We start from the raw sequence: 24,394 nt of genomic DNA on the forward strand, positions 1-24,394 counted from the left end.
CGTTCTCTCTTCACCTTGTCATGCAACCCGCCTCGCTTGAGGCTCAGAAAAGATACAGGCCCATCCTCAACTTGTCAACTCCTCTCCCCTCCCTACTTCTTGATGTTTGAAAATGTTGGCTGGGACGCTGTCTGTTTTGATTGGTCGGGGTTCAGCGCAGGCCAGCCAGCACAGTCCATACTCGGCACATGCTGCGAATTGAAGCTGCCGAAATCCTGCTTGTGCGCCTGCCTCTGAAGTTCCGCTTCGAGACCAGTTTCGGGGTTCAGACCGAAAAGCTGGTTCCGCTGCTGGTGCTGCATGGCGACGGCCTGCAGGGGGTATCTGAGGGCACCATGGAGTTTGCACCGATGTACCGCGAGGAGACGATCGCGGGCGGACTGCATCTGCTGCGCGAAGTGTTTCTGCCGCGCATTCTGGGCAAGTCCTTTGCCAATCCGGAAGCGCTCGAGGCAGCCCTGGGAGGCTTCCGTGGCAACCGTATGGCCCGCGCGATGGTCGAGATGGCCGCCTGGGATCTGTGGGCCCGGACCCTGGGGGCTCCGCTGGGAAGTCTGCTTGGAGGGCATAAGACGCAGGTCGAGGTGGGGGTCAGCCTGGGCATTCAGGCCGATGAAGCAGCAACAGTCGATGTTGTGCGCCGCCATGTGGAGCAGGGCTACCGCCGGATCAAGCTGAAGATCAAACCCGGATGGGACCTTGAGCCAGTGCGGGCCACGCGCGAGGCTTTTCCAGATATCCGCCTGACCGTGGACGCCAACAGTGCCTACACCCTGGCGGATACCGGAAAACTGCGAGCGCTGGATAAATATGGACTGACCTATATCGAGCAGCCTCTGGCCTGGGACGATGTGGTTGACCATGCCACCCTGCAAGCGCGGCTGACCACCCCACTGTGCCTGGACGAGTCGGTGGCCAGCGCTCAGGATGCCCGCAAAGGCCTGGCACTAGGCGCAGGCGGCGTGATCAACGTGAAGGTCTCGCGCGTGGGCGGGCATGCCGAGGCCCGCAGGGTTCACGACGTGGCCCAGGCTTTTGGCGCGCCGGTATGGTGCGGAGGCATGCTCGAAAGCGGAATTGGCCGTGCCCACAACATCCACCTGTCTACCCTGCCGAACTTCACCCTGCCCGGAGACACCAGCAGCGCCAGCCGCTACTGGGAGACAGATGTGATCAACGAACCCCTGGAAGCGGTCAACGGGCTGATGCCCGTCCCCCAGGGCCCTGGAACCGGCGTCACCCTCAACCGGGAGTTCGTGGCACGTGTCTCGGAGTTGTATGAGGAGCACCGGGCGCAGTGACCACAGAAACAACACGCCGCTTTGTGATCCGGGACGTGTCCGACCCCTGGGCCTTCCGTGACCTGGAAGACGTGCAGGTGGCTGCCTGGGGCTACCACGACCGGGAGGTCACCCCGGGCACCCTGTTCCGGGTCAGTGCGGTAACGGGTGGCATTGTGCTGGCGGCCTACCCGGACGGCGGTCCGGACGCGCAGGTCCCGGTCGGACTCGCCTACGGCTTTCCAGCCGTGAATGCACACGAACAGTGGCATCACTCCCATCTGCTGGCTATTCGGCCGCAGTGGCGCGGCACCGGAATGGCTGTGGCCCTCAAGCAGGCCCAGCGTGAACGTGCCTTGGCGCAGGGGCTGAGCCGCATGACCTGGACCTTTGATCCCCTGGTGGCCCGCAACGCCCGATTGAACCTGGGCAAGCTGGGAGCGCGGGCCACGCAGTACCTGCCGGACTGGTACGCCCTGGAGGACAACCGGACCACCGCGTTTCCAGCCGACCGGTTCCTGATCGAATGGGACCTGAACAGCCCAGGAGTGGGCCACGCTGCGCCGGAGCCACAGGATCCGCGTGTGCTGGAAGAAGTCGGCGGTCAGCCCCGGCTGCGTGACCAGCCGGCCACAGCTGTCCAGGTTCTGGCCGAGGTTCCGGTGCAGAGCGAAACCCTGGAGCGTTCTACCCGCCTGGCCTGGCGACTGGCCCTGCGTGAGTGCGTGACCAGCCACATGGCCCGCGGGTATACCGTCACGGATCTGGCACGGGAGGCCGACCGTGCCTTTTATGTTCTGACCCAGGCCGAACAGCCCTGAGCCCGCTTTGGGAGGGGTATCTACGGCGCCCCTCTCCCGCAAGCCTCCTTGCATGTGTTATGTTATTTACGTAAGGAGGCACACTGAATGCTGCATATTGAATTCCTGACCGACCTGGGGGCCAAAGTCACCGTGGACGTCGAACACGAGAACCAGCTGCTGGATGTCCAGCGCCATTACGGCCGTCTGGGCTGGACCAGCGGGGCCGTTCCCACCGGCGGATATCAGTTTCCGCTGGACAACGAGACTGACTTCGACTGGAGCCTGATCGGCGCCCGCAAATGGACCAGCCCCGACGGCGAGGACCTGATTATTCATAAGGGGCATGCCTACCGCCGCCGCGAGCTGGAAGCGGTCGACAGCCGCAAGATGAAACTGCCCGCCGCCGTCAAGTTCTCGCGTGGTGCCAAGAGCACCGACCCCGAGCATCTGCGCGAGAAGGCCGACGGTGAATTCGAGTACGTCACCCTGGCCATCTTCCGTGGTGGAAAACGCCAGGAGCGGTATGCCGTTCCAGGCGGGGCCCGTCCCGCATCGCAGCCTGCCCGCCCCGCACCGGCGCGCGTGCAGGCCCACACCGCGGCCCGACCTGCTCCGGTGGCTGTCGCCGACGACGACACTCCGTTCTGAGCTGAGTCGACCCGTTCTCGCCTTGACCCGGTTACCGCTCTAACTGGCGCTCCAGCACGGCGCGCATGTTGGCAGGCTGCCAGCCTTCGGGCTTGAGCTGCTTGCCATCTTCGCGTTTAGGGCCACTGGTCTTGGCCAGATTCGCCTGATGCACCTCGGCGAAGGCTGCGTCGGCATCGACACCCAGGACATCCAACGCGCCATAGGTTACGTACAGCAGATCCACCAGTTCATGGACCAGTGCGCTCAGATCGGCGCCCGCGGGTACCTCGCCGCGCGACAGGTGGGCTGTAAGGGCTGCAAACTCCTGCGTGACCTCGGCGTACTCTTCATCAATCAGGGTGCGTCGCAGTGTCAGAACATCTGAAGTGGGCACCTGAGGGCGATCCGGCAGGCATAAGCCCAGCGCCTCATGAAAGGCACGCAGCCGCCGGGCATTGGAGAGGAATGTAGACGACACCCATGGATGCTAGCGGGCCCGGAGCCCGGTTCCGGGCAGCCACGTGGATGTCCGGCGCAGATGCTCGTCGGTGATGGTCAGGGCAGGCGCTGCAGAGGCACGCGCCGAAACCTGCAGGCTCAGCTGCTGCCTGGAGCACACTCGCTGCTGTTTCCGGCAGACATACAGCGTCGCTTCCAGGCGGGCCGCATGACGACCCACCGAGGCATGCACAGGAACGTTCAGCCGCAAAGCCAGGGGACGCAGTTCACCGAAATAGGCAGGGCGCTGATCGTGGGGATCTCCATGTGGAATGCCCTGGAGCGTTCCTCAGGGCGTGTGCACTCTGACTTCATTGGGTGTTTCACGGCTCAGCAGCCAGTCACTGAGCCTGAGATGGACCGCCACGGTCTGGACGCTGCCAGCCTGCAACGGCACCACAGGAGTGGCCAGCGCACCAGACGCAGCGGCGCACCACAGCCCAAGAACCACGAGACGACGCATGGGCTCAGGCTACCGCAGCCCATGGCCGTGGGAGACATTCGATCCCGCCTGAACGGGGTTGAGGTTCGATGTGCTGATCCATGCTTCTGCGCCGGCTCAGGACCATATTCCTGGCGACAACAGCGCGACCGGATTCCTCAGGAGTCCGGTCGCGTGGTCATGAAACTGTGAGTGGCGGGTGGGGGGACTCGAACCCTCCTGCGGCCGACGGTAACCCGCTCGCACGCCCGTTGTTTGTGGAGGTGGGCGTCTCCCTCCAGGCCTCGCCGCTAAGCCGCTCGTGCCGCAGCGGGCAACTCCGAAAGCCGTGGGCAAGTATCTCCTGAAAAGCGTGGGCTCACATGTGCCAGACGCACAGCAATCCTTAAGCCAGCTGGCTGAGCTGCAGCGATGCAACACGAAATTTCTTCAACGGCGAGCTCTGGGGTCTCCACAAGTTGGAGGTCTAACCCCTTTCAAAGGTCGACCACGCGGTAGCCGTAGGCATTGATCACCCGGGTTCCTGTGGTCAGGTCGGTGTATTCGGCCTTGCGGCCCTCGTACTCGTGAATATGGCCGTGCACCATCAGGCGTGGACGCTGGCCGGTCAGAAAACGCGAAAGTTCCGGGCAGCCCCGGTGGGCAAAATCCTGGCCGGCATGCGGTCCTTCCGGTGGGGCATGGGTCAGCAGGACGTCCAGGTTCCGCCGGGCCTGCCAGCCCAAACGTCTTAAGCCCCAGCGGGCCTGGCGGGGGGAGTACTGCCCACTGCCTTTGTCACGGTAGTGGGGAACCCCACCCCAGCCGGCTATCCGGAGGCCCGCGACGGTCACCACCCGGCCGTGGGCGGCGATGACACCGCGCGGCGCCACACGTTCCTCGCCTTCATAGACGAACTCGTTGGCGTGATTCCCGTGGACATACACCACCGGCACCGGCAGTTTGCTGGCCAGGAATTCCAGATAGTCGCCCGGCAGGTCTCCCGCAGCCAGCACCGCGTCCACCGGCGGCAGACCCTGCGGAAAGCCCTCCCGGTAGACGAAGGGATGCACATAATCTGCGACCAGGAGCAGGCGGCGCAGCGGGCGGGAGACAGAGAGAGGCAGATCGGTCATCTGGCAGTTGGAGCGAAGCTATCGGCCCAGACTACCCTACGGGGCCGCCTGGAAAGCTCAGGCACCCCGGCTGCCTTCGGCGAAAAATGAACAACAGTCGGGCAACACCACCACGGGTTCTGGGGACTGTGCAGGAAAATCGGCGGTTCTGCAGACCAACGCTTTTTGCCTTGCGGCTCTACCAGCTGGCTGCCCCATGCGTCACCGCTTTCCTCAGGCCTGTGCGGGCAGGAGGATTCATTGGCGACCTTCCTGCACGACCTTTCCCTGTCAGCCCAAAGCGCTCCGGGGGAGTCGCAGGAGCCCATCTGACATTGCCCAGGTCCATCGGAAGGCCGACCCCATCAGCCTCAGCACGCCTGACTGATCATGCGCCTCCGCAGCAGTCCAGCGCTTCCGGAGCATGAATATTCACCTGAATACTCGGCAGGAGCAGCCAGCCACCCTTCGCCGAAAATAATGTTGCAGCGCTAAGGCATAGCGTTATTCGGCATCTATGCTGCACGGGTGAATATTTCGATTCTGGGCATTCCGATGGACCTGGGCGCCGGACGCCGTGGGGTGGACATGGGCCCATCCGCACTCCGGAACGCTCACCTTGCCGCCCACCTGCGCCGGCTGGGGCACACTGTGACGGACCTGGGAGACATGCCAGTTCCTATTCCTGAGACGGTGGACAAGCACCTCACCGGTGGACTGGTATTTCTGGAACAGATTCAGCACACCTCGCAGCTCACCACCCAGCGCGTAGCGGCTCTGGGCGCAGACGTCTTTCCCATCACCCTGGGCGGCGACCACAGCATCAGTATGGGTACCGTGACCGGCAACGCCCTGCGCGGCCAGCCGGAGGGCGTGCGCACCGGCGTGATCTGGGTGGATGCCCACAGCGACTACAACACCCCGCAGAGCAGTCCCAGTGGCAACATTCACGGCATGCCCGTGGCGCACCTGACCGGGCTGGGAGATCCGGTGCTGTGCGGCTTGGGCGGGGCGTGGCAGCTGCGGGCCGAAGACATTGTGATGGTCGGCATCCGAAGCGTGGACAGCCTGGAGCGCGAACTGCTGCGCGAGGCCGGCATCAAGGCCTACACCATGAAGGACGTGGATCAGCTGGGCATGACCCGTATCCACGCCGAGACCATGGAACGCCTTTCGGGCGTGGAGCGCGTGCACGTGTCCTTCGATGCCGACGCCCTGGACCCGTCGGTGGCTCCCGGGGTCGGTACGCCGGTACCGGGAGGGCTGACCTACCGCGAGGGCCACCTGCTGATGGAGCTGCTGTGCGAGTCCGGCCGCGTGACCAGCATGGATATCGTGGAGGTAAATCCGGTGCTTGATACCCACAACCAGACGGCAGAAGTGATGGTGGGTATGGCCGCCAGCCTGCTGGGTCAGCGCATCCTGTAAACGGCCCGCGGCTGCAGTCCGCGCCGCAGGCCCGCGCTTGACCTGACGGGCCAGAAACAGAGGCATCAGGGGGTTACACGTGGCCAGTGACTCCGTTTCTAAGGCTGCTCTTGGCCGCCTGCGGGAATCCCCACAATGAAGACGCCGGGCGAGTTTGCCCGGCGTCCGTTATGCAGCCCCTGATCTCAGAGGTCGTCCTGCTCGGGGAAGTCGGCGTCCGGTTCCAGGCCGCCGCTCTGCGCCGCCGTCACCTGCGGGCGCGCGAAGCGCATGTAGTCCAGCCACGGCGGGGTGTGGCCCAGCTGGCGGATCATCAGCGCGATCTGGGCCGTGTGGCGGACCTCGTGGGTCATCACGTGCCACATCAGCTGGTCAAGCGTCACGGTGTCGCTGTGCGGATCGTCCTGAACCAGCTTCACGCTGCGGTGCAGATCAGGCTCACTGCCCAGAAAGGTGTGGGTCCGGGCCCCGACCTCACGGCCATAGGCGATGATCCAGCCCAGGTCGTACTGCTCGGCGCGCGGGATCACCCAGTCGTGCGCATACTGTCCGTCACGGTCCACCCCGTCGCCGCGGGCAATGGTATGGACCCAGTGGTCTTCCACATCTGCGATGTGCAGCAGCAGATCCTTGATGTTGTGAAAGCGGTCACCCTCAGGCATCAGGTCGCGGCCCAGCTCCTCGGCCGGCAACGCCCGCAGAAAGTTCCACAGCTGCTCACGGGCAGCGGACAGATAGGCGTAGTACTCGTGGGCGTTCATGGGCGTTACCCAGCATACTCCCCGCCGGGCACCGCTGCACTGTGACCGGGCGCTACCGCCCCACCGGGGGGGGCCAGCAGCGGTGCCAGGGCCCGCTCGACGTCGGCCAGGGTCACCACCTGCACCAGATCGTCGCGCAGCTCGGGGCGGTCCGGCAGATACTGGGGCAGCACCTTACGCAGGGGACGCAGGGTCAGGCGGACGGTATCGTCGTCATAAAACCGGGTCTGCAACTCGGCGTGGCGTAGCGCTGTTCGGGCCCGCTCCTGAGCGGAGGGAAAGTGGTCGTTTCCGGTGGCCAGCGCCCGGAACAGCCAGGGGTTGCCCACGGCGCCGCGCCCGATCATGACGGCCGCCACGCCCATCGCCTGACGCGAGCGCGCCTGGGCCGCGCTGCGGATGTCCCCGCTGCCCACCACGGGCACGTCCACCGATGCAGCCACCCGGGCAATGGCCTCCCAGTCGGCCTCGCCGGTATAGCGCTGGGCACTGGTGCGTCCGTGTACGGTAATCAGGTTTACCCCGGCGGCGGCCAGCCCCTGGGCGACTTCGACACTGCGGTCATGATCCCAGCCCAGCCGGATCTTGGCGCTGACGTCCAGGGTGGTGGCGGCTTTCATGGCCTGCACCAGTTCGAAGGCCACTTCCGGTGTCTGCAACAGACAGGCCCCGCCCTTGCCGCGAATCTTGGGCACCGGGCAGCCCATGTTCAGGTCAATGGCCGCCGGGGTAAACCAGGCCTCGACCTTCTGTACGGCGCGCGCCAGCAGCTCACTTTCGGCCCCGAACAGCTGCACGACCCGGTTGGTTTCACCTTCGAAGGGACGACCCAGCGACAGGTTCTCAGAGTCGCCGCCCATCACCAGCCCACGCGCGCTGATCATCTCACTGACGGTCCACAGCGCCCCCTGTTCCGCAGCGAGTTGCCGCAGCGGCGCGTCGCTGTACCCCGCCATAGGCGCCAGGACGGCGCCGGGTAAGCCCAGGCGGGAACGGTAAAAGCCCGGGCGGGCAGAGAACAGCGGGGTCATCCAGCCAGGGTAGCGTATACCCCCCTCCACAGCGTGAAATGTAGCTCAATGCGCCTGATATCGCAGATACTGCCGCCCAGGTTGCGCGACAGGTATGCTCAGGGCAGTCCGGCAGTCCATACTTCTCAGCTACTGACCCGCCTCGCCGGACGGGAGGCTTTACCTTGAACTCCACGCCGCTGGCGCTCCACCATGCGCCGCTGCTTTACAGGCTGTACACCGAGGCTCCCGGATATTTCACGTTACTGGGCACCCGCGTGCCCTCCCAGAAAGAGGTCGAGCGGGATGTGGAGATTGCCCTGCTTGACCCCCGCCGCCGCCTGGAACTGCTGCACGATGACCATGGGGAGCTGGTGGGTAGCCTGGACTACAAACTGGATTTCCCCGAGCCTGGAGATCTCACCATCAACCTGCTGCTCATCACAGAGGGCCGCCAGTCACAGCGCCTGGGCGAGCAGGCCATCCGCAATCTGGAAACCCGGCTGCCGCGCGGGACCACCCGGCTTCTGGCAAGCGTGCTGGGCGACAATCCGCGCGGAGCACGCTTCTGGGAACGGCAGGGATTTACCTTCACGCTTGACGCCCGGCCGGTCATGTCCTGGTACGCCAAGACTCTGCAGCCCAGTTCACCTGCTTCCAGTACGCCGGAGGACACCAGCCCCCGGGACCCTGCCGGAACCCCCAATCTGAGCTACGTGCCTCACTGAAGAGGGCCGACCAGCCTGGGCAGGTCGGCTTTCTGACCATCAACAGCGGGGGGCAGGAAGTCCAGACCAGCCATGCCCTACACTGCCGGCGTGATCGTCAAGTACGGCGGGAATGCCATGAAAAGCCTGGAGTTGCGACGCGCGGTGGCTTCCGAGATCGCTGCACTGCGCCGTGACCTGATGGTCGTGGTAGTGCATGGGGGCGGCCCGGTGATCGAGCGCGAACTTGCGGCCCGGCAGCTTCCCAGTGAATTCCGGGATGGACTGCGGGTCACCACGCCGGACGCCATGGATGTGGTGGAGATGGCGCTGTGCCAGCTGAACAAGCAGCTGAGTCAGGATGTGGGGCAGGCCGTGGGTCTGATGGGCCGCGACTGCGGGTTGCTGCGCGCCGAGGTTCTGGACCCTGCGCTGGGCCGGGTGGGGCGGGTTACCGCTGTGAACGCCGACCTGCTGCGCACCCTGCTGGGCGCCGGGTTGACGCCGGTGGTGGGCTGCGTCGCCCTGGGCCCGGACGGCGAGGCCCTGAATGTCAACGCCGATACCGCCGCAGGTGCAGTGGCCGGCGCCCTGAACGAAGGCATCATCTTCCTGACTGATGTGGACGGGGTGTACCGCTCGTTTCCCGACCCACAGAGCCGCGCCTCCCTGCTGAGGCGCGCCGAGGTCGAAGCCGGGATTTCAGAGGGCTGGATTGCCGGCGGCATGATCCCCAAGGTCCGCGCCGCTCTGGACGCCCTGGACCGGGGCGCCCCCTTCGCTACGATTGCCAGCGGCATGCGTGCTGGCGTCCTGGCCGCCGCCGCACGGGGAGAGGCCGGCACCCGGATTCTTCCGTAGGCCGTGGATTAGAACTGCCGGGGTGTGCCGGTCAGCGCACCACGCTGAACACCAGCGTGTCACGCAGCTGGGAGGGGTCGTTCGCCGCCACGGCGTCATGACGCAAGCAGCCGTCGAGCTGATACCCCAACGCCCGTGGAATACGGGCACTTCGCTCGTTGCGGGCGTCGCAGCGGATCTCCAGGCGGCGCAGGCCCAGGGTCTCCAGGGCCAGATCGGTCAGGGCGCGCGTTACCTCCAGGGCGTAGCCGCGCCCGGTGTGTGGCGTGGAGATCCAGTAGCCGATCTCCCCTTTGGGCACGCGCCAGTCCAGGGCGTGAAACCCGCTGCTGCCCACCAGTTCCGTGCCGTCAGCGGTCCAGACCAGCAGACGCAGATTCTCGCGTGAGGCGTAGGCCTGGGCCGCCTGGGTCAGGTTGTCCACGGTCCCGGCCAGGTCCAGCGGGTTCTGGGCCCAGACCATCCATTCGCGTAATTCTGGCAGCGACGCCTGAATGGCTGCATGGACCGCAGACGCATCTTCCGGACGCGGGGCGCGCAGCAGCAGCCTGGGCGTGCGCAGTTCGCTGGGAACCGGGGGCAGCTCATGAAAAGAGGCGGACGAAAGCATGCCGCACTTTACCTGGGCGCCACATTGTCTGGAACTGCAACTGAACCGCTTACAGGTCAACCGGGCAGAAGCCGGACCATGGCGAGACCCTGCCAGGCCAGAGGGCCGGACAGGGCTCGGTGGAGTCAGTCGAGAAGAACTCAGCAGGATTCAGGATCTGGATTTCAGGCGCCTGTCCTTGGGGTTGACGCCATACACCGCGCCCCAGGGCTCATACGTGCTTTTCAGGGTATGCCGGCTGATGACCTTCCCCTTAACCTTGATGGTCCGCCGCAGCACGCTGGTCATCCCCTGCGCCGGAGTGTCCAGCAGGCGGCGTGCACCCCGCGCCACATTGGGATCAGCCGTATAGCTGGGATTTTTCGGCGCCTTGAATCTGGTGATCGAGGGTTTGCTGATGTTTACCGTACGCCCGGTATTGGCCCCGAAGACATCAAACCGCACCGTCTTGGCAGCCGTGTCCCAGCCAGCCTGGATCATCAGGTAGGCGCCGGTGTCGTTTTTCATGCGCAGGTTCTTGGCGGGGGCGTACACGGTGGCCTCGAAGCCGACCGGGTCGTAGTACTTGACGCGGTGGCTGTGTTCGTGGCGCTCGGTGATGGGCAGGCCGGCCTTGTACAGTGCCCGGAAAATGGTGGTGCTGACCTGACAGATGCCGCCGCCGTCCTCTTTTTCCAGGGTCCCGCCGGTGATGACAAACCCCTTGACGAAACCGGTGCTGGCATCGATCTGCCCGATTTCCTCGTTGAAGTTGAATTCGTGGCCCGGGGCGATAAAGAAGTTGTCCAGCTTGCTGGCCCCCACCAGAATGTTTTTCTCACGGAAGCTGGGGCTGCCGGCATAGCTGCTGCTGCCGGTGGCCACGTGGGTTCGCACACCGCGCTTTGCCAGCAGGGCCACACTGCGCCTGGGCCGGATTTCCTTGAACGCGACCTGGGCCTGTCCCTTGCCACTGCGGATAGCCATGAGCAGATTGGCCTTGGTGCGGTCCCGGTCAAAAAGCCAGCCGGTCTGGTCGGTGGCAATCCAGCGGCCGCTCACGTTGCGGAAAACGGCGGGCTCGGGCTTGCGGGCGTTGACCTGCTTTTCGATACGGTTGAGAAGCGGGACCAGGGTCGTGCTGAGCTTACGGTGCTTTTTACTGGCCGCGATGCCGGCAGCCGGCACGGTCCAGGATTTGACGATCGGGTGCTCGGTGACTCTGCCTTTCTGGATCTTCTGCTCACTGGTTTTGAGAATCAGCTTGAAGGGCTGGGATTTACCGGACTGGGCTGCCTGTGCCGGCACTGCCAGGGCCAGCGTCAGGAGGGGCAGCAAATAACGCTTCATACCTCAGGCTAGGTGCAGGCATCTGACGCGCCGTGAGGCCGCGCTGGTGGGACATTTAAAGCGCTTTTCGCTGGCCTTCACCCAAGGCGTAGCTCTTCAGGGAATCAAAGCTTCAAGCTGCTTCAGACGTGGACCCAGCGTGATCTGATCGGAGGCAACCAGGTTCACGTGCCCCAGCTTGCGCCCGGCACGCCAGTCCTTATGGTACAGGTGCACCCGGGTGCCCTCCAGGGCATCGATGCCTGCCCAGTCGGGATGTCGCGCCTGACCACTTTCGTCCTCCACGCCCACCACGTTGACCATGGCGCAGGAATGCAGGGGCCGCCAGTCGGCCAGCGGCAGGTCCAGAACAGCCCGCACCTGAGCCTCGAACTGGCTGACCCCGCCGCCGTCCTGGGTCAGGTGCCCGCTGTTGTGGACCCGAGGCGCGACTTCATTGACCAGCAGTTCGCCGCCGGGCAACAGGAAGAATTCCAGGGTAATCAGGCCTTCTAAGGCCCAGTTTTCGGCCACCGCATGTGCCAGTTCCCGGGCCCGGGCCTCGGTGGCTGAAGGAACAGCCGCCGGGTACACGCTGGTGCGTAGGATGCCGCTGCGGTGCACGTTCTCGACCAGCGGCCCGAAGGCCACCTGCCCGGAGGCGCTCCTCGCCACCGCCAGGCTGACTTCGCGTTCGAACGGCACCAGACCTTCGAGCACACACGGCACCCTGCCCAGCCCTTCCCAGGCAGCCTGAAGTTCGGAAGCGCTGCGCACCCGGACCTGTCCCTTGCCGTCATAGCCCAGCTCACTGGTTTTCAGCAGGCCCTGACCACCGACCCGCTCCAGGGCGCCGTCCAGATCAGCCGGCGTCTCCAGCCGCACGAACGGTGCCGTGCCCGCCCCGGCCGCGTGCAAAGCTTCCTTTTCGAATGCGCGGTGCTTGCTGCGGGCCAGAAGCGTCCCCGCCGGACGCACCGGCATCCGGTCTTCCAGGGCCGAGAGGGCCTGCACCGGCACGTTCTCGAACTCCAGGGTGACCGCGTCACACCCGGCCAGGGCGTCCAGGCCTGCCGGGTCGGTGTAGGGGGCCCGCAGGTGCTCAGCGCACAGCCGCGCGGGAGCCTGCGGGTCAGGCTCCAGCACCTTGACCCGCACGCCCAGCGGCAGGGCGGCCAGGGCCAGCATCTGCGCCAGCTGGCCGCCACCCAGGATGCCCAGGGTCAGCGGACGCTCACGGCCCAGGGTCATTCGGCGCCTGCCTGGGCATGGCCGTCGAAGAAAGGGTCATCTAGCACCGCGCGGGTCTGGGCGTCCCGGTAGGCGTCGAGGCGGGCGCGCACGGCCTCGTCGGTGGTGGCCAGCATGGCAGCGGCGAACAGGGCAGCGTTCTTCGCCCCGGCGGCCCCGATGGCAAACGTGGCCACCGGAACGCCGGCCGGCATCTGCACGATGCTCAGCAGGCTGTCGTTGCCGCTCAGGGCGCGCGACTGCACCGGCACGCCCAGCACCGGCACCCGTGTGAAGGCCGCCAGCATGCCGGGCAGGTGCGCCGCGCCGCCGGCCCCAGCGATGATGCAGCTCAGGTTCAGGCGCTCGGCGCGGGCCGCGTAGCTGGGCAGCAGATGCGGCGTGCGGTGGGCCGAGAGCACCCGGACCTCATAGGCGACTTCCAGTTGACGCAGCACTTCCAGCGCCCCCTGCATGGTCTCGAAATCGCTGCGGCTGCCCATCACCACGCCCACGCGTGGCCGTCCCGTGTCGTTCATCACGGGCCGTATCGTAGCCCGCCGCCTGCCGGCCCGCAGCGGGAGCGCTACCCTGCCCCTATGCGTGTTCAGGACATGAACTGGGAAATGGTCGAAGCCTGGCTGCGGACGGATGACCGCTGCGTGCTGCCGCTGGGCTGTACCGAGCAGCACGCCACCCTGAGTCTGGCCACCGATTCGCTGCTGGCCGAGCGGGTCTCCCTGGAGGCCGCCGCACCGCTGGGAGTGCCGGTATTCCCGGTGCTGTCCTACGGCATCACCCCGACGTTCATGGCCTACCCGGGCACCCTGAGCCTGCGCACCCGCACCTATCTCAGCGTGCTGGAGGACCTGCTGGGCAGCCTGCACACCCACGGCTTCCGGCGGATTCTGGTGGTCAATGGCCACGGGGGCAATGTTCCCGGGCAGGGCTGGCTGGGCGAATGGCTCTCGGCGCACCCAGATACCCGTGTGCAGTGGCACAACTGGTGGAACGCACCGCGCACCTGGGCCGCCGTGCAGGCCACCGACGAACTGGCCAGCCACGCCAGCTGGATGGAAAACTTTCCCTGGACCCGCCTGGAGGGCGTAGCTGCACCCGCAGAACGCAAGCCCGCCGTGGACATAGGACGCCTGAAACAGCTGGGTCCCCGTGAGGCCCGCGCCCTGCTGGGAGACGGGAATTACGCCGGGCTGCACGTGCGCCCCGACGAGGACATGGCGCGCATCTGGGCGCAGGCGGTGGCCGAAACCCGCGCGCTGCTTGAAAACGGCTGGGCCCCGTGACAGGTCCGGACCCTGGCCCGCCGGACTACGAGTGGCTGTTCACCCGCACCCGGTCCGGCCGGGCGCGTGGTCCGCAGCCGGCGCGCGCACTGCTCGACGCCCTGGGCGCCCCCGACCGTCACTTCGGCAGCGTGCGGGTGGTGGGAACCAACGGCAAGGGCAGCACCTGCGCCATGCTGGAAGCCGGCCTGCTGGCCTGCGGCGTCAGGGTGGGCCGCTTTACCAGTCCCCATCTGCAGGACTACGAGGAACGCGTCCGCATAGACGGCCAGAACCTGACCCCGGAGCGCACCGCCGCCTTCATCGAATGGGCCCGCGTTCATGCCCCCGACGCTGCATTTTTTGACCTGACGCTGGCCCTGGCCTGTCAGGCTTTTGCCGAGAGTGGGGTGGCGCTTGCCGTGATGGAAGCCGGCGTGGGCGGGCGCAGCGACGCCACGCAGACCCTGCCCGACGTGCGCGCTGTCGCCCTGACCAATGTGGACCTGGACCACACGACGGTCCTGGGCGAAACAGTGGCCGAAATTGCCGCTGATAAGGCCGGCGCAGCCCGGCCCGGGGTGCCCCTGCTGACCACTGCTTTTGGTGAGGCCCTGCGCACCGTCGAGCAGGTGGCCAACAGGACTGGCGCACCGCTGCTGACTCCCCAGAGTCATCCGGGCCTGTTTGCCCTGCCCTTTCCGCCAGCCATGCAGGGCGAACACCAGCGGCTCAATGCGTCCCTGGCCGCCGCCACCCTGCGGACGCTGGGCCACGGCCAGGGTGTGGACAGTGCCCTGAAGGCCACTCACCCTGGCCGGCTGGAACGCTTTGAGGCCCAGGGGCGGGTGGTGCTGGTGGACGGCGCCCACAACCCGCACGCCACCCGCGCTCTGGCGGCCAGCCTGGGACGGGTGGACGCCGTGCTGTTCGGAAACCTGGCGCGCAAGGACACGCACGCGACCCTGGCGCCCCTGCTTTCCCTGAGCGGCAATCGTTTGTTCACGGCGCCCGGCGAGCTGGCCACCCCGCCCGAGGAACTGGCCGCGCAATACGGGGGACTGGCCTTTACCAACCCGCACGAGGCCCTGGCACAGGCACTACGACACACGCCGCCGGGCGGCACCCTGCTGGTGACCGGCAGCCTGTATCTGGCAGGACTGGCCCGCACGGCCATATTGAGCGCGCCAGGAAAGGAAACCCCAGCTTGACAGATCCAGGGGCGGCCCCTATACTTCATGCCGCTCTGGATCGTTAGCTCAATTGGCAGAGCAGCTGACTCTTAATCAGCGGGTTGTAGGTTCGATTCCTACACGATCCACCAGACCAGACCCCGGCCATGCCGGGGTTTTTTGTTGTGCCTTCCTGGCTGGCGACGGTATGGCCGTCGCGGCCTCAGGACCGGAAAGCCGCCATTCCTGGTCCCGGAAGTGACGGACACCAGCCTGACCCGACCCAGAAATGGCCGGAGCTCAGCCCGTCTGTGCGCTCAGCCTTCTTCCTGCAGCCACCTTGCAAAGCGGTACCCGCACGCCCGACAGCTGGTCTGGAATTTTGGCCGTCCGACGCAGAAAAATCGCCTTTATACCCATCCTGGGCCACTCAGGCCCCGAACCGGCACCGTATGACGCATAAAGCTACGCAACGACGCCTAGCTGACAGGGTCTTGGGTGTCTCCTGCAGGGCTCTGGAGTGGTCTGCTGTATTGCCCAAAAAGGTCTGAACCCGCAGGATGTAGTGCCGGATGAAAAGCGAGGCCCGCAAGGATCAGCGCTGGCCGACATCCTGGGGCGCCGGCCCAGCGAGAGGCCCGGCAGCCCCTTTCCGTCCGTTGCGCTGCACCACCAGAGCGCGGACCTGACTGGCGCGGTCCTGGGCTTCCTGCGCCCGGTCCAGGAAGACCTCGGCGGTCCTGGTATCACCCATATCGGCGTAATGCTCGGCCATGTGCCGCAGCAGCATCTGGCTCTCGTCCATGGCACGCAGGGCATTCCAGAGGCTGTCCTCGATGCTCTCGGTCACGTACGACAGCAGGCTGTTCTCGTTGAACGCATGTCCGGTATGACAGCGGAAGCGTGTCTGCATGCCCTCCTGAACCTTCAAAAGGGCTCCGTGGCATTCCGGGCAGGTCAGGGTCGAAGGCTCCCCCAGCTTGAGCTACTCACTGAGCGGCAACCGGTCCCCGGCAGTGACGCGGAGTTCGGTGGCCAGGCGCTGCTCTTCGTTGTCGCTCATGTGATCTTCCCCTTCCCGGTGTGCCGGGTCCTGCGCAAGCCTGGTCAGCAAGGATGCCAGCCCGGAAAGTGACACCACGTGGTCCACGTTGACCTGCCCCAGCGCGTTGCGCGGCATTTCATCGAACATGGCGTCGCCGGGGTCCTGCACCACCGCAATGCCCCCGCGCCGCTTGACGGTCCACAATCCGGAGGCTCCGTCATCCAGCATGCCGGAAAGTATCACCGCGATCACCCCCGGGCCGTAGGCATACGCCGCCGAGCGGAACAGCGCGTCGGCGGACGGCCGGAACCGGTTTTCCTTGGGACCGCGCGCGACGATCATGTACCCGTCCTCGACCAGCAGGTGGTGGTCAGGCACCGCGACATAGATATGCCCGGGTGCCAGTGGCTGGCCATCGACCGCAGGCGTGGCGGGAAGCGGACCGGAGCGTTGCAGGATCTGGGGCAGCATGCTGCTGTGCCCGGGAGCCACATGCTGGGCCACCAGGATGGGCAGGGGAAAATCGGCGGGAAGCGAGGCCGTCAGTTGCATCAGGCTTTCCACTCCGCCAGCCGACGCACCAATAACCACGACTTGGGGAGGCGCCATAACGCCTATTCTCTCCCAGCGCCCCCAGCGCAATGTTCCAGAAACATGAATGCTCTGCGCCGCTGTGCAGGGACTTGTGTGGAGTCCTTATTCGCGGGTTGCTGGGCAGCGTGCCCTGGATCTGCGCAGGTCAGCCCCAGCGCAGGGACCGGGCGGGTGCTCAGTCCAGTTCACTCGGCTGTTTGGGCAAAGCCACGTAGAAGGTGGCTCCTTCACCGACATGGCCCTCGGCCCACACCCGCCCGCCCTGGCGCGAGACCACGCGGCGCACGGTAGCCAGCCCCACACCGGCGCCGTCGAAGTCACGCTCGTTGTGCAGGCGCTGAAAGACGTTGAACAGCCGGTCGCGGTAGCGCATGTTGAAGCCCGCTCCGTTGTCGCGCACCGCCATGACGTGCTCGCGCGGCAGATCCTGGGCAAACACGTGAATGCGGGGTTCAGGCTGATCCCTTGTAAATTTCAGGGCGTTGTCCAGCAGTTCCCTGAGAACCAGCTGCATCGCGCCGCTGTCTCCATGCACCATCGGCAGGGGGTCGCAGGTCAGACGCACCTCCCGCTCCTTGAGCTGGGGGCGCATCTTGCGCTGGACATCCTTGAACACCTGATCCAGCGACAGCGGCACCGAGCGCATGCGCATGCGGCTGGCCCGGGAAAAACTCAGCAGCGCCGCGGTCAGGACGGTCATGCGGTTGCCGGAGCTCTGGATGTGCTCGATGTAGCGCCGGGACTCCTCGTCGTGCTGCCCGTGTTTCTTGAGCTTGTCCACAAAGGTCTCGATATGCCGCAGCGGCCCCTGCAGGTCAACCGCCACGTCGTAGGTAAAGCGCTCGAGTTCCTCGCTGAGTTCGCGGACCCTGGCACTGCGGGCCTCAACGCGCTGTTCGAGGGTCTGGTTGAGGTGCATGACTTCCTGCTGCACCTGCTTTTGCACGTCGATATCCACGACCGCAATCCGGCACCAGTCGCCGGGCTGCCCGTTTTCACTGATGGCCGCGCCTTCGAGCTGCGCCCAGAAGGTGGTGCCGTCCGAACGCGTCAGCATGACCTCCGTGACCCGTTTGTCCAGGGACTCGAAAATGCGTTTGAGCAGCGCCGTGAAGTGACCCCGGTATTCCGACGCCAGATGGGTGCCGAACTGCCGCCCGGTCAGGCGCGAAGGCTGCACGCTCAGCATGCCGCTGATAGCCTGGTTCGCTTCCTGGACCAGGCCCATGCGGTCCACGGTGAGATACCCGATCGGCGCGAAATCAAACAGTTCCAGGTACCTGCGGTGGGCTTCTTCCGTCTCCTGCAGGGCGCGCCGCAGTTCCTCGTTCTGGTGCTCAAGTTCCACCTGATGCACCTGTAATTCGTGCAGCAGCAGCGCCGGGTCCTGCACGGCGGTCTGCACCGTGCGTGGGGAATCGCGCAGCTTCTGTTCTGCCTGTTCGCGCGCTTTCGATCTGGAAGCTGTTGAATTGGAAGGGGCCTTCTCGCTCATGTGTCGTTCAATGCTCCAGTGGCGACAGGCCGCACCAATGTCTATTCACCTGGGGATGAGGCCAGCAACCGAAGAAGCTAGCGTGCAGCGTGCGGATATACCAGCCACTATGCGGATATACCAGCCACTATGCGGATATACCAGCCACTATGCGGATATACCAGCCACTATGCGGATATACCAGCCACTATGCGGATATACCAGCCACTATAGCGCCGCGCCGTTACCAGGACTGAAACGACGGTCCTGAAAGAAGGTGCCAGAAAGAAAGCGCTGCGCAACGGCGCCGCCCGAGCCAACGGCCAGCTCCCCTAGACCGGCGCCCCGGACCGTCCTGATGCACACATGGCCAGGGCCCCGGGTCATAGACTGCGGTGCTGTGCGCTGCGGCCCTCTGCCGGACTGCCAGCGCCGCGGAGTGCCGACTGCCATATGCTGAGCGGTCTCTGCCCTGGAGCCCACCTATGACCGAAGACGCCCGGACCACCACCGACTTTCCCAGTGTGCCGGCCGAGACAGCCTTCAAAACGCCGACGGCCATTGTCGGGATCGGCGGCTCGGCTGGCGCGCTCGACGGTTACGAGCGGATGTTTACGGCCCTGCCCACCGGCAGTGGAATGGCCTTTGTGGTGGTGCCACACCTGGACCCCCAGACCAGCAGCCTGATGCCGGAACTGCTCTCCCGCTGCACTTCCCTGCCTGTCGTGGAGATCACCGACGGCCTGGAAGCCGCCGCCGAACACGTCTATGTCGCCCCGCCCGCACACACCGTGACCCTGCTGCGCGGCACGCTGCAACTGACCCCCGATCCGCAGCCGCACCTGCCGATCGATACCTTTTTTGCCAGCCTCGCCGCCGATCAGGGCGAGCGCGCCGTGGCCGTGGTGCTGTCCGGCATGGGCATTGATGGCAGCCGTGGTGTGCAGGCCATCAAGCAGAACCTGGGGCTGGTGTATGTGCAGGACCCGGCCACCGCGCAGTACGCCAGCATGCCGCAAAGTGCCGTGGCCACCGGCACCGCCGATCACGTGCTGCCCGCCGAGGAACTGGCCGCCGAACTGTTTGCCCAGGTGACCCGCACCCAGGCCCTGCGCTACCCGGAGGCCTTTACCGGTGACGGCCGCGCTTCGGCCGCGCTGCAGAAGGTGCTGGGTCAGGTCCGTGCCCGCACGTCGCACGACTTTTCCCAGTACAAGCTCAATACCCTGGTGCGCCGCATCGACCGGCGCATGAAAAGTCAGCAGATTTCCGACCTGGAAGCCTACGCCCGCATCCTGAAGGACAATCCCGACGAGGTCGAGGCGCTGTTCCGGGACTTCCTGATCAACGTGACCAGCTTTTTCCGTGACCCCCAGGCCTTCGAGGCCGTGGCGGCCCACCTGCGCACCTACGTCCGTGAGCACGCCGGCTCGGGCAGCTTCCGGGTCTGGGTGGCAGGCTGTTCGACCGGCGAGGAAGCCTACTCGCTGGCCATGCTGCTGCGCGAAGTGCTGGACGAAGCCGAGGATCTGCCGGCCATCCAGGTGCAGGTGTTTGCCACCGACCTCGATCAGGACGCCGTGGACACGGCGCGTCTGGGCCTGTATACCTCTCAGGCCATGGCGGGGGTCTCGCCAGAGCGGCTGGGACGTTTTTTCAACCCCCGTGACGGCGGCTATCAGGTCAAGAGCGAGCTGCGCGAGATGATCGTGTTTGCCCGGCACAACGTTTTCCGGGACGCGCCGTTTACGCGCCTGGATCTGGTGTCGTGCCGCAACATGCTGATCTATTTCAGCCCCGAACTGCAAAAGGAGGTGCTGCCGCTGTTTCACTTTGCGCTGAAACCCGGCGGCCTGCTGTTTCTGGGGCCCTCCGAGACGCTGGGCCCCAACCGGGAACTGTTCGGCACCCTGGACAACCGCTGGAAGCTCTACCGCCGCGAGGGCTTCCGGCCCATCGGAGCGCTGGCACTGGCCAACGTGAGCCAGTCGCCGTTGCCTTTCGAGTCTTACCGGCCCACCCCGGAGCGTCCGGTCACCTTTCCCGCCTCCCGCACGCGCGAGATCGGGGTGTCCAGCAGCGTACAGGCCCTGCTGCTGGCCGAATGGACGCCACCCGCCGTCGCGGTGGACGCCCAGGGCAACGTGGCCTATGTCAGTGGCCGCACCGGGGCGTACCTGGAACTGCCGCACGGCGCCCCCAACAACAACGTGATTGACATGGCGCTTCCCGAGCTGCGCTACGAACTGAGCCTTGCCCTGCGCGAGGCGGTGACCAGAGAGCAGGAAGTCCGCTCGCCCGCCCTGGGTGTCACCGTTCACGGGGTCCCGCATCACGTGGAACTGGTGGTCAGCCCCATCCGTCATCCGGGTCTGGCCCACAACCTGTTTCTGATCGTCTTTCTGGACCGTGGACCGGCGCCGCGGCACGGTCCGGTCAGCGCCTCCCCCGAGAACGGCAACCGGGCGTCCCAGCTGGAACGCGAACTCCAGCGCACCCGGGAATACCTGCAGGCCACCATCGAGGAAACGGAAGTGGCGCTCGAGGAACGCAAGAGCACCAACGAGGAGCTCCAGACCGCCAACGAGGAGCTTCAGAGCAGCATCGAGGAACTGATGACCTCCAAGGAGGAACTGCAGTCCCTCAACGAGGAGCTCAGCACCATCAACGCCGAGCACCACGTGATCATCACCGACCTTCAGCAGGCCAACGACGACATGAAGAACCTGCTGGACTCGGTGGGCATTGCCACGGTCTTCCTGGACAACAACCTGCGGGTCAAGCGGTTTACGCCCCGCATTACCGAGGTGATCAGCCTGATGTCGGTGGACCTGGGCCGTCCGATCACCGACATCGCCTCGAACCTGCGCTACGACATTCTGGCCGAGGACATCCAGCGCGTGATCCAGACCCTGGTTCCCCATGAAGCCGAGGTCCAGGCCAAGGATGGCCGCTGGTTCCTGATGCGGATCTCGCCCTACCGCACCTTCGAAAACACCATTGACGGCGCCGTGGTGGTCTTTACCAATATCGATACCGTCAGGCTGCTCCACGATCAGCTGCGCGAGGCCCGGCACTACAACGAAGCCGTGCTTAACAGCCTGGGTGACCCGGTGATGGTGCTGGATCACAACCTGCGGGTGCTGTCGCACAACCAGGCCCTGCTGGACATGCTGCATATGGACCCGGAGCAGGCGCAGGAGGTGCGGCTCTTTGACCTGGGCAGCGGGCAGTTTGACAACCCCGTGCTGACTGCCCAGCTGCGCGCCATGTCCCTGGGCGAAGACGAGGTGCGCGACTTCATGATGACCATGGACCTTCCCGGGCAGGGCCGGCGGATCGTCAAGCTCAACGCCCGTCTGATCAGCACCCACGATGACCGGTCCGAACTGCTGCTGTGGGGCGAGGACGTCACGCCCATGCTTCAGCACCTGGCCCAGGAAGGCTCAGGGGCCATCCACGACGAGGAGACAGGTGAAGTGGGTACCGGATCAGACACTCCTGACCGCAGCTGACCCGCCAGCGGCCCAGACCAGTGGTACAGACCAGCGGCACAGAAGCCGCGCCCCGTCAGCCGGCACGCCGAGCACACCACACCAGCCGCCAGGAAGACCCGGAACAGAGAACCGGAGGAAGCCCACGCAGGCTTCCTCCGATGTTTAGGGTGCGGGTGACTGGCCTCGAACCAGTCCAGGGGCCGTCTTCTGCCCCGCTCGTACGTCCGTTTTTTAGAAGGTGGACGTCTCCCTTCCCTTTTTCGGATTTCAAGTATGAACCCAGGGCCGGCACCGCAGATGGAACAAAGGTCTGGGGCAATTAAGCTGGTTTCGGTATGCTGTGAGCTAAACCTTAAGAATTGCTGAACATGGGGCCGTTATGGACGCGGTGGGATGGGGACTGCCCCAGGACAGTGGCCTGGGCTGGGGCCCTGCGGCAGTCCAGGGAGACTCAGAACCAGCGGCGCCGGCTGGGCTTGCCACCCAGCTTGCGCTGGGCCTGCCCCAGCAGAAAGTCCACGGCCTTGTCGCGCTTGCGGGCCTTGACGTATTTGCCGGTCTTGCGCTGCTGCTGGCGGATCAGGCTCAGCACTTCCAGGGCCACCGGGGCCAGCACCATGAACTTGCTGAGTTTGCTGCTGCCTTTGCCGAAACGGGAGCTTTTCATGCTGCCTATTACGCGGGATTGGCCCGCATGGTTGCTGAGGGTATCCTCAGGGGCATTCACAGTCCGCCGCTGCGCGCTACCCTGAGACATGACCACAACCCAGGACCGAATTTCGGAACTTAGCGAGCAGCTGCTCAAGTGGCGCCGGCACCTGCACATGAACCCTGAGGTGGGCTTTCAGGAGCATAAAACGGCCGCGTTTATCGAGGCAGAACTGAAAAGCATGCCGGGCCTGACCGTGACCCGCCCTACCGAGACCAGCGTGCTGGCGGTGCTGCGCGGCGGTCAGCCGGGGCGCACCCTGCTGCTGCGGGCCGATATCGACGCGCTGCCCATTCACGAGGAAAACCAGTTCGAGTTCGCCTCGCAGACCCCCGGGGTCATGCACGCCTGCGGCCATGACGGCCACACCGCGATCCTGCTGGGCGTGGCGCGGCTGCTCTCGGCACACCCCGAGGAGGTACCCGGCGAGATCCGCATGATCTTCCAGCACGCCGAGGAAATCGGCCCAGGCGGCGCCGAGGAACTGGCCATGCAGACCGAGCTGATGACCGGCGTGGACGTCGTGACCGGCCTGCACCTGAACAGCCAGCTGCCCGCCGGCATGGTCGCCGTCAAGCCCGGGGCCTTCATGGCCGCGCCCGACATGATCGAACTGACCATCAAGGGCCGGGGCGGCCACGGCGCCCATCCGGAAGAAACCGTGGACCCCATCGCGGTGGGCGCGCAGGTGGTGGCCAACCTGCAGCACGTGGTCAGCCGGCAGGTGGCAGCCCTGGACGCCCTGGTGGTCAGCATCACCTCGTTCCACAGCGGCACCACCCACAACGTCATTCCCGACACCGCCGAGATGATGGGCACGGTCCGCACCTTCGATCCGGCGCTGCGCCAGAAGGCCCCGCAACTGATCGAACGGATCATCAAGGGCGTGTGTGAGGCCCACGGGGCGACCTACGACCTGCGCTACCAGTTCGGCTACCGTCCGGTGATCAACACCGACTGGGTGGCCGAGCAGCTGCGCGAAATTGCCCTGGAAACCGTGGGACCCGAGCACTACCAGGACGCCAGGCCCACCATGGGCGGCGAGGACTTCAGCGCCTACCTGGAAAAAGCGCCGGGGGCCTATTTCAACGTCGGTGCCGGCAGCGACGAGGCCGACAGCCACTGGCCGCACCACCACCCACGCTTCACCATCGACGAGCGCAGCCTGGAAACCGGCGTGCGTATGCTGCACGCCGCTGCCCTGCGGCTGACGCTGCCGAACACCTGACCCCGTGTTCTTCGTTCAGGGCATCCTGCACCGTTTATCGGCCGCGCAGGGTGCCCTGAACCGCGCTCATGAACTCGGCGCGGGTGCGCGGGTCGCTGCGGAACAGGCCCCGCATGGCACTGGTGGTGGTGGAAGAATTCTGCTTCTGCACGCCGCGCATGGCCATGCACAGGTGCACACCTTCCATCAGGACCGCCACGCCTTTGGGGGCCAGCAGGTCCTGCACGGCGTCCGCCACCTGGGTGGTGATCCGTTCCTGCACCTGCAGCCGGCGTGAGTACAGGTCCACGATGCGCGCAAACTTGCTGAGGCCCAGAATCCTGCCGTCCGGAATGTAGGCCACGTGGGCGCGGCCGAAGAACGGCAGCATGTGGTGCTCGCACATGGAGTAGAACTCGATGTCCTTGACGATCACCATCTCGCTGCCCTCGGCGGCGAACACGGCGTCGCCCACAGCGTCGTCCAGTGTCAGGCGGTAGCCGTCGGTCAGGAAGTTCCAGGCCTTGGCCACGCGGTGCGGCGTCTTGAGCAGGCCCTCGCGCTCCGGGTCCTCCCCGACAGCGCTCAGCCACTGGGCGGTCAGCTCGCTCAGGCCGGGCAGTTCCTGTTTCTCCTGCTGGACGTGGTGGTGTTCGGTATCAAATTGGGTCAAAACGGGGCCTTCCTTTCTGAAACCAGTATCGGGGAAACGCGGCGGCGCAAGAGTGGGGGTGGAGACAGGCGCCTGTCT

The 24,394-nt window shown here is 65.5% G+C and carries 24 protein-coding genes and 1 tRNA gene; 11 read left to right on the top strand and 14 right to left on the bottom strand.

From position 1 onward, the window contains the following. Positions 1 to 188 precede the first annotated feature (188 nt). From menC to IEY49_RS11380, 3 genes are all read left to right on the top strand, one after another. Positions 189 to 1,301, top strand: coding sequence for an o-succinylbenzoate synthase (menC, locus tag IEY49_RS11370; RefSeq protein ID WP_189008486.1), 1,113 nt, complete (start codon positions 189 to 191; stop codon positions 1,299 to 1,301). Further along, positions 1,298 to 2,101 carry an acyl-CoA acyltransferase gene (locus IEY49_RS11375; protein WP_189008489.1) on the top strand — a complete coding sequence of 268 codons (804 nt, stop codon included), beginning with the start codon at positions 1,298 to 1,300 and terminating at the stop codon, positions 2,099 to 2,101. Before menC ends, IEY49_RS11375 begins: the two co-directional genes overlap by 4 nt. Positions 2,102 to 2,188: 87 nt before the next feature. Continuing rightward, positions 2,189 to 2,731: a single-stranded DNA-binding protein gene (locus IEY49_RS11380; protein ID WP_189008492.1), complete on the top strand. Its 543-nt coding sequence runs from the start codon at positions 2,189 to 2,191 to the stop codon at positions 2,729 to 2,731. A gap of 31 nt (positions 2,732 to 2,762) precedes the next feature. Here the strand turns inward: IEY49_RS11380 and IEY49_RS11385 are convergent, their stop codons facing one another. The 3 genes from IEY49_RS11385 to IEY49_RS11395 form a co-directional block, all read right to left on the bottom strand. Continuing rightward, positions 2,763 to 3,191 carry a pyrophosphohydrolase domain-containing protein gene (locus IEY49_RS11385; RefSeq protein WP_189008495.1) on the bottom strand — a complete coding sequence of 143 codons (429 nt, stop codon included), beginning with the start codon at positions 3,189 to 3,191 and terminating at the stop codon, positions 2,763 to 2,765. 309 nt (positions 3,192 to 3,500) lie between these two features. Continuing rightward, the gene (locus IEY49_RS11390) at positions 3,501 to 3,674 is read right to left on the bottom strand and encodes a hypothetical protein (protein WP_189008498.1); all 174 of its coding nucleotides are present in this window, start codon (positions 3,672 to 3,674) and stop codon (positions 3,501 to 3,503) included. A 455-nt stretch (positions 3,675 to 4,129) separates the two neighbouring features. Then, a complete protein-coding gene (locus IEY49_RS11395; RefSeq protein WP_189008501.1) occupies positions 4,130 to 4,768 on the bottom strand; it encodes a metallophosphoesterase family protein in 639 nt (212 codons plus the stop codon). Positions 4,769 to 5,275: 507 nt separating this feature from the next. Here IEY49_RS11395 and rocF point away from each other — a divergent pair. Next, the gene (rocF, locus tag IEY49_RS11400) at positions 5,276 to 6,175 is read left to right on the top strand and encodes an arginase (protein ID WP_189008505.1); all 900 of its coding nucleotides are present in this window, start codon (positions 5,276 to 5,278) and stop codon (positions 6,173 to 6,175) included. A 185-nt stretch (positions 6,176 to 6,360) separates the two neighbouring features. Here the strand turns inward: rocF and IEY49_RS11405 are convergent, their stop codons facing one another. Both IEY49_RS11405 and IEY49_RS11410 read right to left on the bottom strand, forming a co-directional pair. Further along, positions 6,361 to 6,936, bottom strand: coding sequence for a DinB family protein (locus tag IEY49_RS11405; protein WP_189008508.1), 576 nt, complete (start codon positions 6,934 to 6,936; stop codon positions 6,361 to 6,363). A gap of 5 nt (positions 6,937 to 6,941) precedes the next feature. Then, a complete protein-coding gene (locus IEY49_RS11410) occupies positions 6,942 to 7,967 on the bottom strand; it encodes a tRNA dihydrouridine synthase (RefSeq protein ID WP_189008511.1) in 1,026 nt (341 codons plus the stop codon). 164 nt (positions 7,968 to 8,131) lie between these two features. Here IEY49_RS11410 and IEY49_RS11415 point away from each other — a divergent pair, with 164 nt between their 5' ends. Beyond that, a complete protein-coding gene (locus IEY49_RS11415) occupies positions 8,132 to 8,674 on the top strand; it encodes a GNAT family N-acetyltransferase (RefSeq protein WP_189008514.1) in 543 nt (180 codons plus the stop codon). A 90-nt stretch (positions 8,675 to 8,764) separates the two neighbouring features. Beyond that, positions 8,765 to 9,514, top strand: a complete 750-nt coding sequence (gene argB, locus IEY49_RS11420; RefSeq protein WP_189008957.1) for an acetylglutamate kinase — start codon at positions 8,765 to 8,767, stop codon at positions 9,512 to 9,514. A 31-nt stretch (positions 9,515 to 9,545) separates the two neighbouring features. Here argB and IEY49_RS11425 read toward each other — a convergent pair whose 3' ends face one another. From IEY49_RS11425 to purE, 4 genes are all read right to left on the bottom strand, one after another. After that, positions 9,546 to 10,124 carry a GNAT family N-acetyltransferase gene (locus IEY49_RS11425; RefSeq protein WP_189008517.1) on the bottom strand — a complete coding sequence of 193 codons (579 nt, stop codon included), beginning with the start codon at positions 10,122 to 10,124 and terminating at the stop codon, positions 9,546 to 9,548. 150 nt (positions 10,125 to 10,274) lie between these two features. Continuing rightward, the gene (locus IEY49_RS11430; RefSeq protein WP_189008520.1) at positions 10,275 to 11,453 is read right to left on the bottom strand and encodes a VanW family protein; all 1,179 of its coding nucleotides are present in this window, start codon (positions 11,451 to 11,453) and stop codon (positions 10,275 to 10,277) included. Positions 11,454 to 11,549: 96 nt separating this feature from the next. Then, the gene (gene purK / locus IEY49_RS11435) at positions 11,550 to 12,683 is read right to left on the bottom strand and encodes a 5-(carboxyamino)imidazole ribonucleotide synthase (protein ID WP_189008523.1); all 1,134 of its coding nucleotides are present in this window, start codon (positions 12,681 to 12,683) and stop codon (positions 11,550 to 11,552) included. Continuing rightward, a complete protein-coding gene (purE, locus tag IEY49_RS11440) occupies positions 12,680 to 13,201 on the bottom strand; it encodes a 5-(carboxyamino)imidazole ribonucleotide mutase (RefSeq protein ID WP_189008960.1) in 522 nt (173 codons plus the stop codon). The genes purK and purE overlap by 4 nt, the downstream gene beginning before the upstream one ends. 60 nt (positions 13,202 to 13,261) lie before the next feature. Here purE and IEY49_RS11445 point away from each other — a divergent pair, with 60 nt between their 5' ends. The 3 genes from IEY49_RS11445 to IEY49_RS11455 all read left to right on the top strand — a co-directional run bounded on the left by IEY49_RS11445 (position 13,262) and on the right by IEY49_RS11455 (position 15,269). Further along, positions 13,262 to 13,966, top strand: coding sequence for a creatininase family protein (locus IEY49_RS11445; RefSeq protein ID WP_189008526.1), 705 nt, complete (start codon positions 13,262 to 13,264; stop codon positions 13,964 to 13,966). Continuing rightward, entirely contained in the window at positions 13,963 to 15,156 is a 1,194-nt protein-coding gene (locus tag IEY49_RS11450; RefSeq protein WP_189008529.1) for a bifunctional folylpolyglutamate synthase/dihydrofolate synthase, read from the top strand. The genes IEY49_RS11445 and IEY49_RS11450 overlap by 4 nt, the downstream gene beginning before the upstream one ends. 37 nt (positions 15,157 to 15,193) lie before the next feature. Then, a tRNA-Lys gene (locus IEY49_RS11455) sits at positions 15,194 to 15,269 on the top strand. A gap of 443 nt (positions 15,270 to 15,712) precedes the next feature. Here the strand turns inward: IEY49_RS11455 and IEY49_RS21435 are convergent. From IEY49_RS21435 to IEY49_RS11465, 3 genes are all read right to left on the bottom strand, one after another. Continuing rightward, positions 15,713 to 16,030 carry a hypothetical protein gene (locus tag IEY49_RS21435; protein ID WP_229780752.1) on the bottom strand — a complete coding sequence of 106 codons (318 nt, stop codon included), beginning with the start codon at positions 16,028 to 16,030 and terminating at the stop codon, positions 15,713 to 15,715. Between the two features lie 72 nt (positions 16,031 to 16,102). After that, positions 16,103 to 16,771 (bottom strand): chemotaxis protein CheB, encoded by a 669-nt coding sequence (locus IEY49_RS21440; protein ID WP_229780753.1) that lies wholly within the window; start codon positions 16,769 to 16,771, stop codon positions 16,103 to 16,105. Positions 16,772 to 16,931: 160 nt separating this feature from the next. Further along, positions 16,932 to 18,251, bottom strand: coding sequence for a sensor histidine kinase (locus tag IEY49_RS11465; RefSeq protein ID WP_189008532.1), 1,320 nt, complete (start codon positions 18,249 to 18,251; stop codon positions 16,932 to 16,934). A gap of 464 nt (positions 18,252 to 18,715) precedes the next feature. Between IEY49_RS11465 and IEY49_RS11470 the strand changes: the two genes are divergently transcribed. After that, positions 18,716 to 21,745, top strand: a complete 3,030-nt coding sequence (locus tag IEY49_RS11470) for a CheR family methyltransferase (protein ID WP_189008534.1) — start codon at positions 18,716 to 18,718, stop codon at positions 21,743 to 21,745. Between the two features lie 433 nt (positions 21,746 to 22,178). Here the strand turns inward: IEY49_RS11470 and IEY49_RS11475 are convergent, their stop codons facing one another. Continuing rightward, the gene (locus IEY49_RS11475; protein ID WP_189008537.1) at positions 22,179 to 22,394 is read right to left on the bottom strand and encodes a hypothetical protein; all 216 of its coding nucleotides are present in this window, start codon (positions 22,392 to 22,394) and stop codon (positions 22,179 to 22,181) included. An 88-nt stretch (positions 22,395 to 22,482) separates the two neighbouring features. On the opposite strand from IEY49_RS11475, the gene IEY49_RS11480 reads away from it, so the two are divergent. Continuing rightward, positions 22,483 to 23,664 carry a M20 family metallopeptidase gene (locus IEY49_RS11480; RefSeq protein WP_189008540.1) on the top strand — a complete coding sequence of 394 codons (1,182 nt, stop codon included), beginning with the start codon at positions 22,483 to 22,485 and terminating at the stop codon, positions 23,662 to 23,664. A 34-nt stretch (positions 23,665 to 23,698) separates the two neighbouring features. Here the strand turns inward: IEY49_RS11480 and folE are convergent, their stop codons facing one another. Further along, positions 23,699 to 24,316, bottom strand: coding sequence for a GTP cyclohydrolase I FolE (gene folE, locus IEY49_RS11485; RefSeq protein ID WP_189008543.1), 618 nt, complete (start codon positions 24,314 to 24,316; stop codon positions 23,699 to 23,701). Positions 24,317 to 24,394: the final 78 nt, after the last annotated feature.

This window comes from Deinococcus malanensis (assembly GCF_014647655.1).
In the GTDB taxonomy this organism is placed as follows: Bacteria; Deinococcota; Deinococci; order Deinococcales; family Deinococcaceae; genus Deinococcus; species Deinococcus malanensis.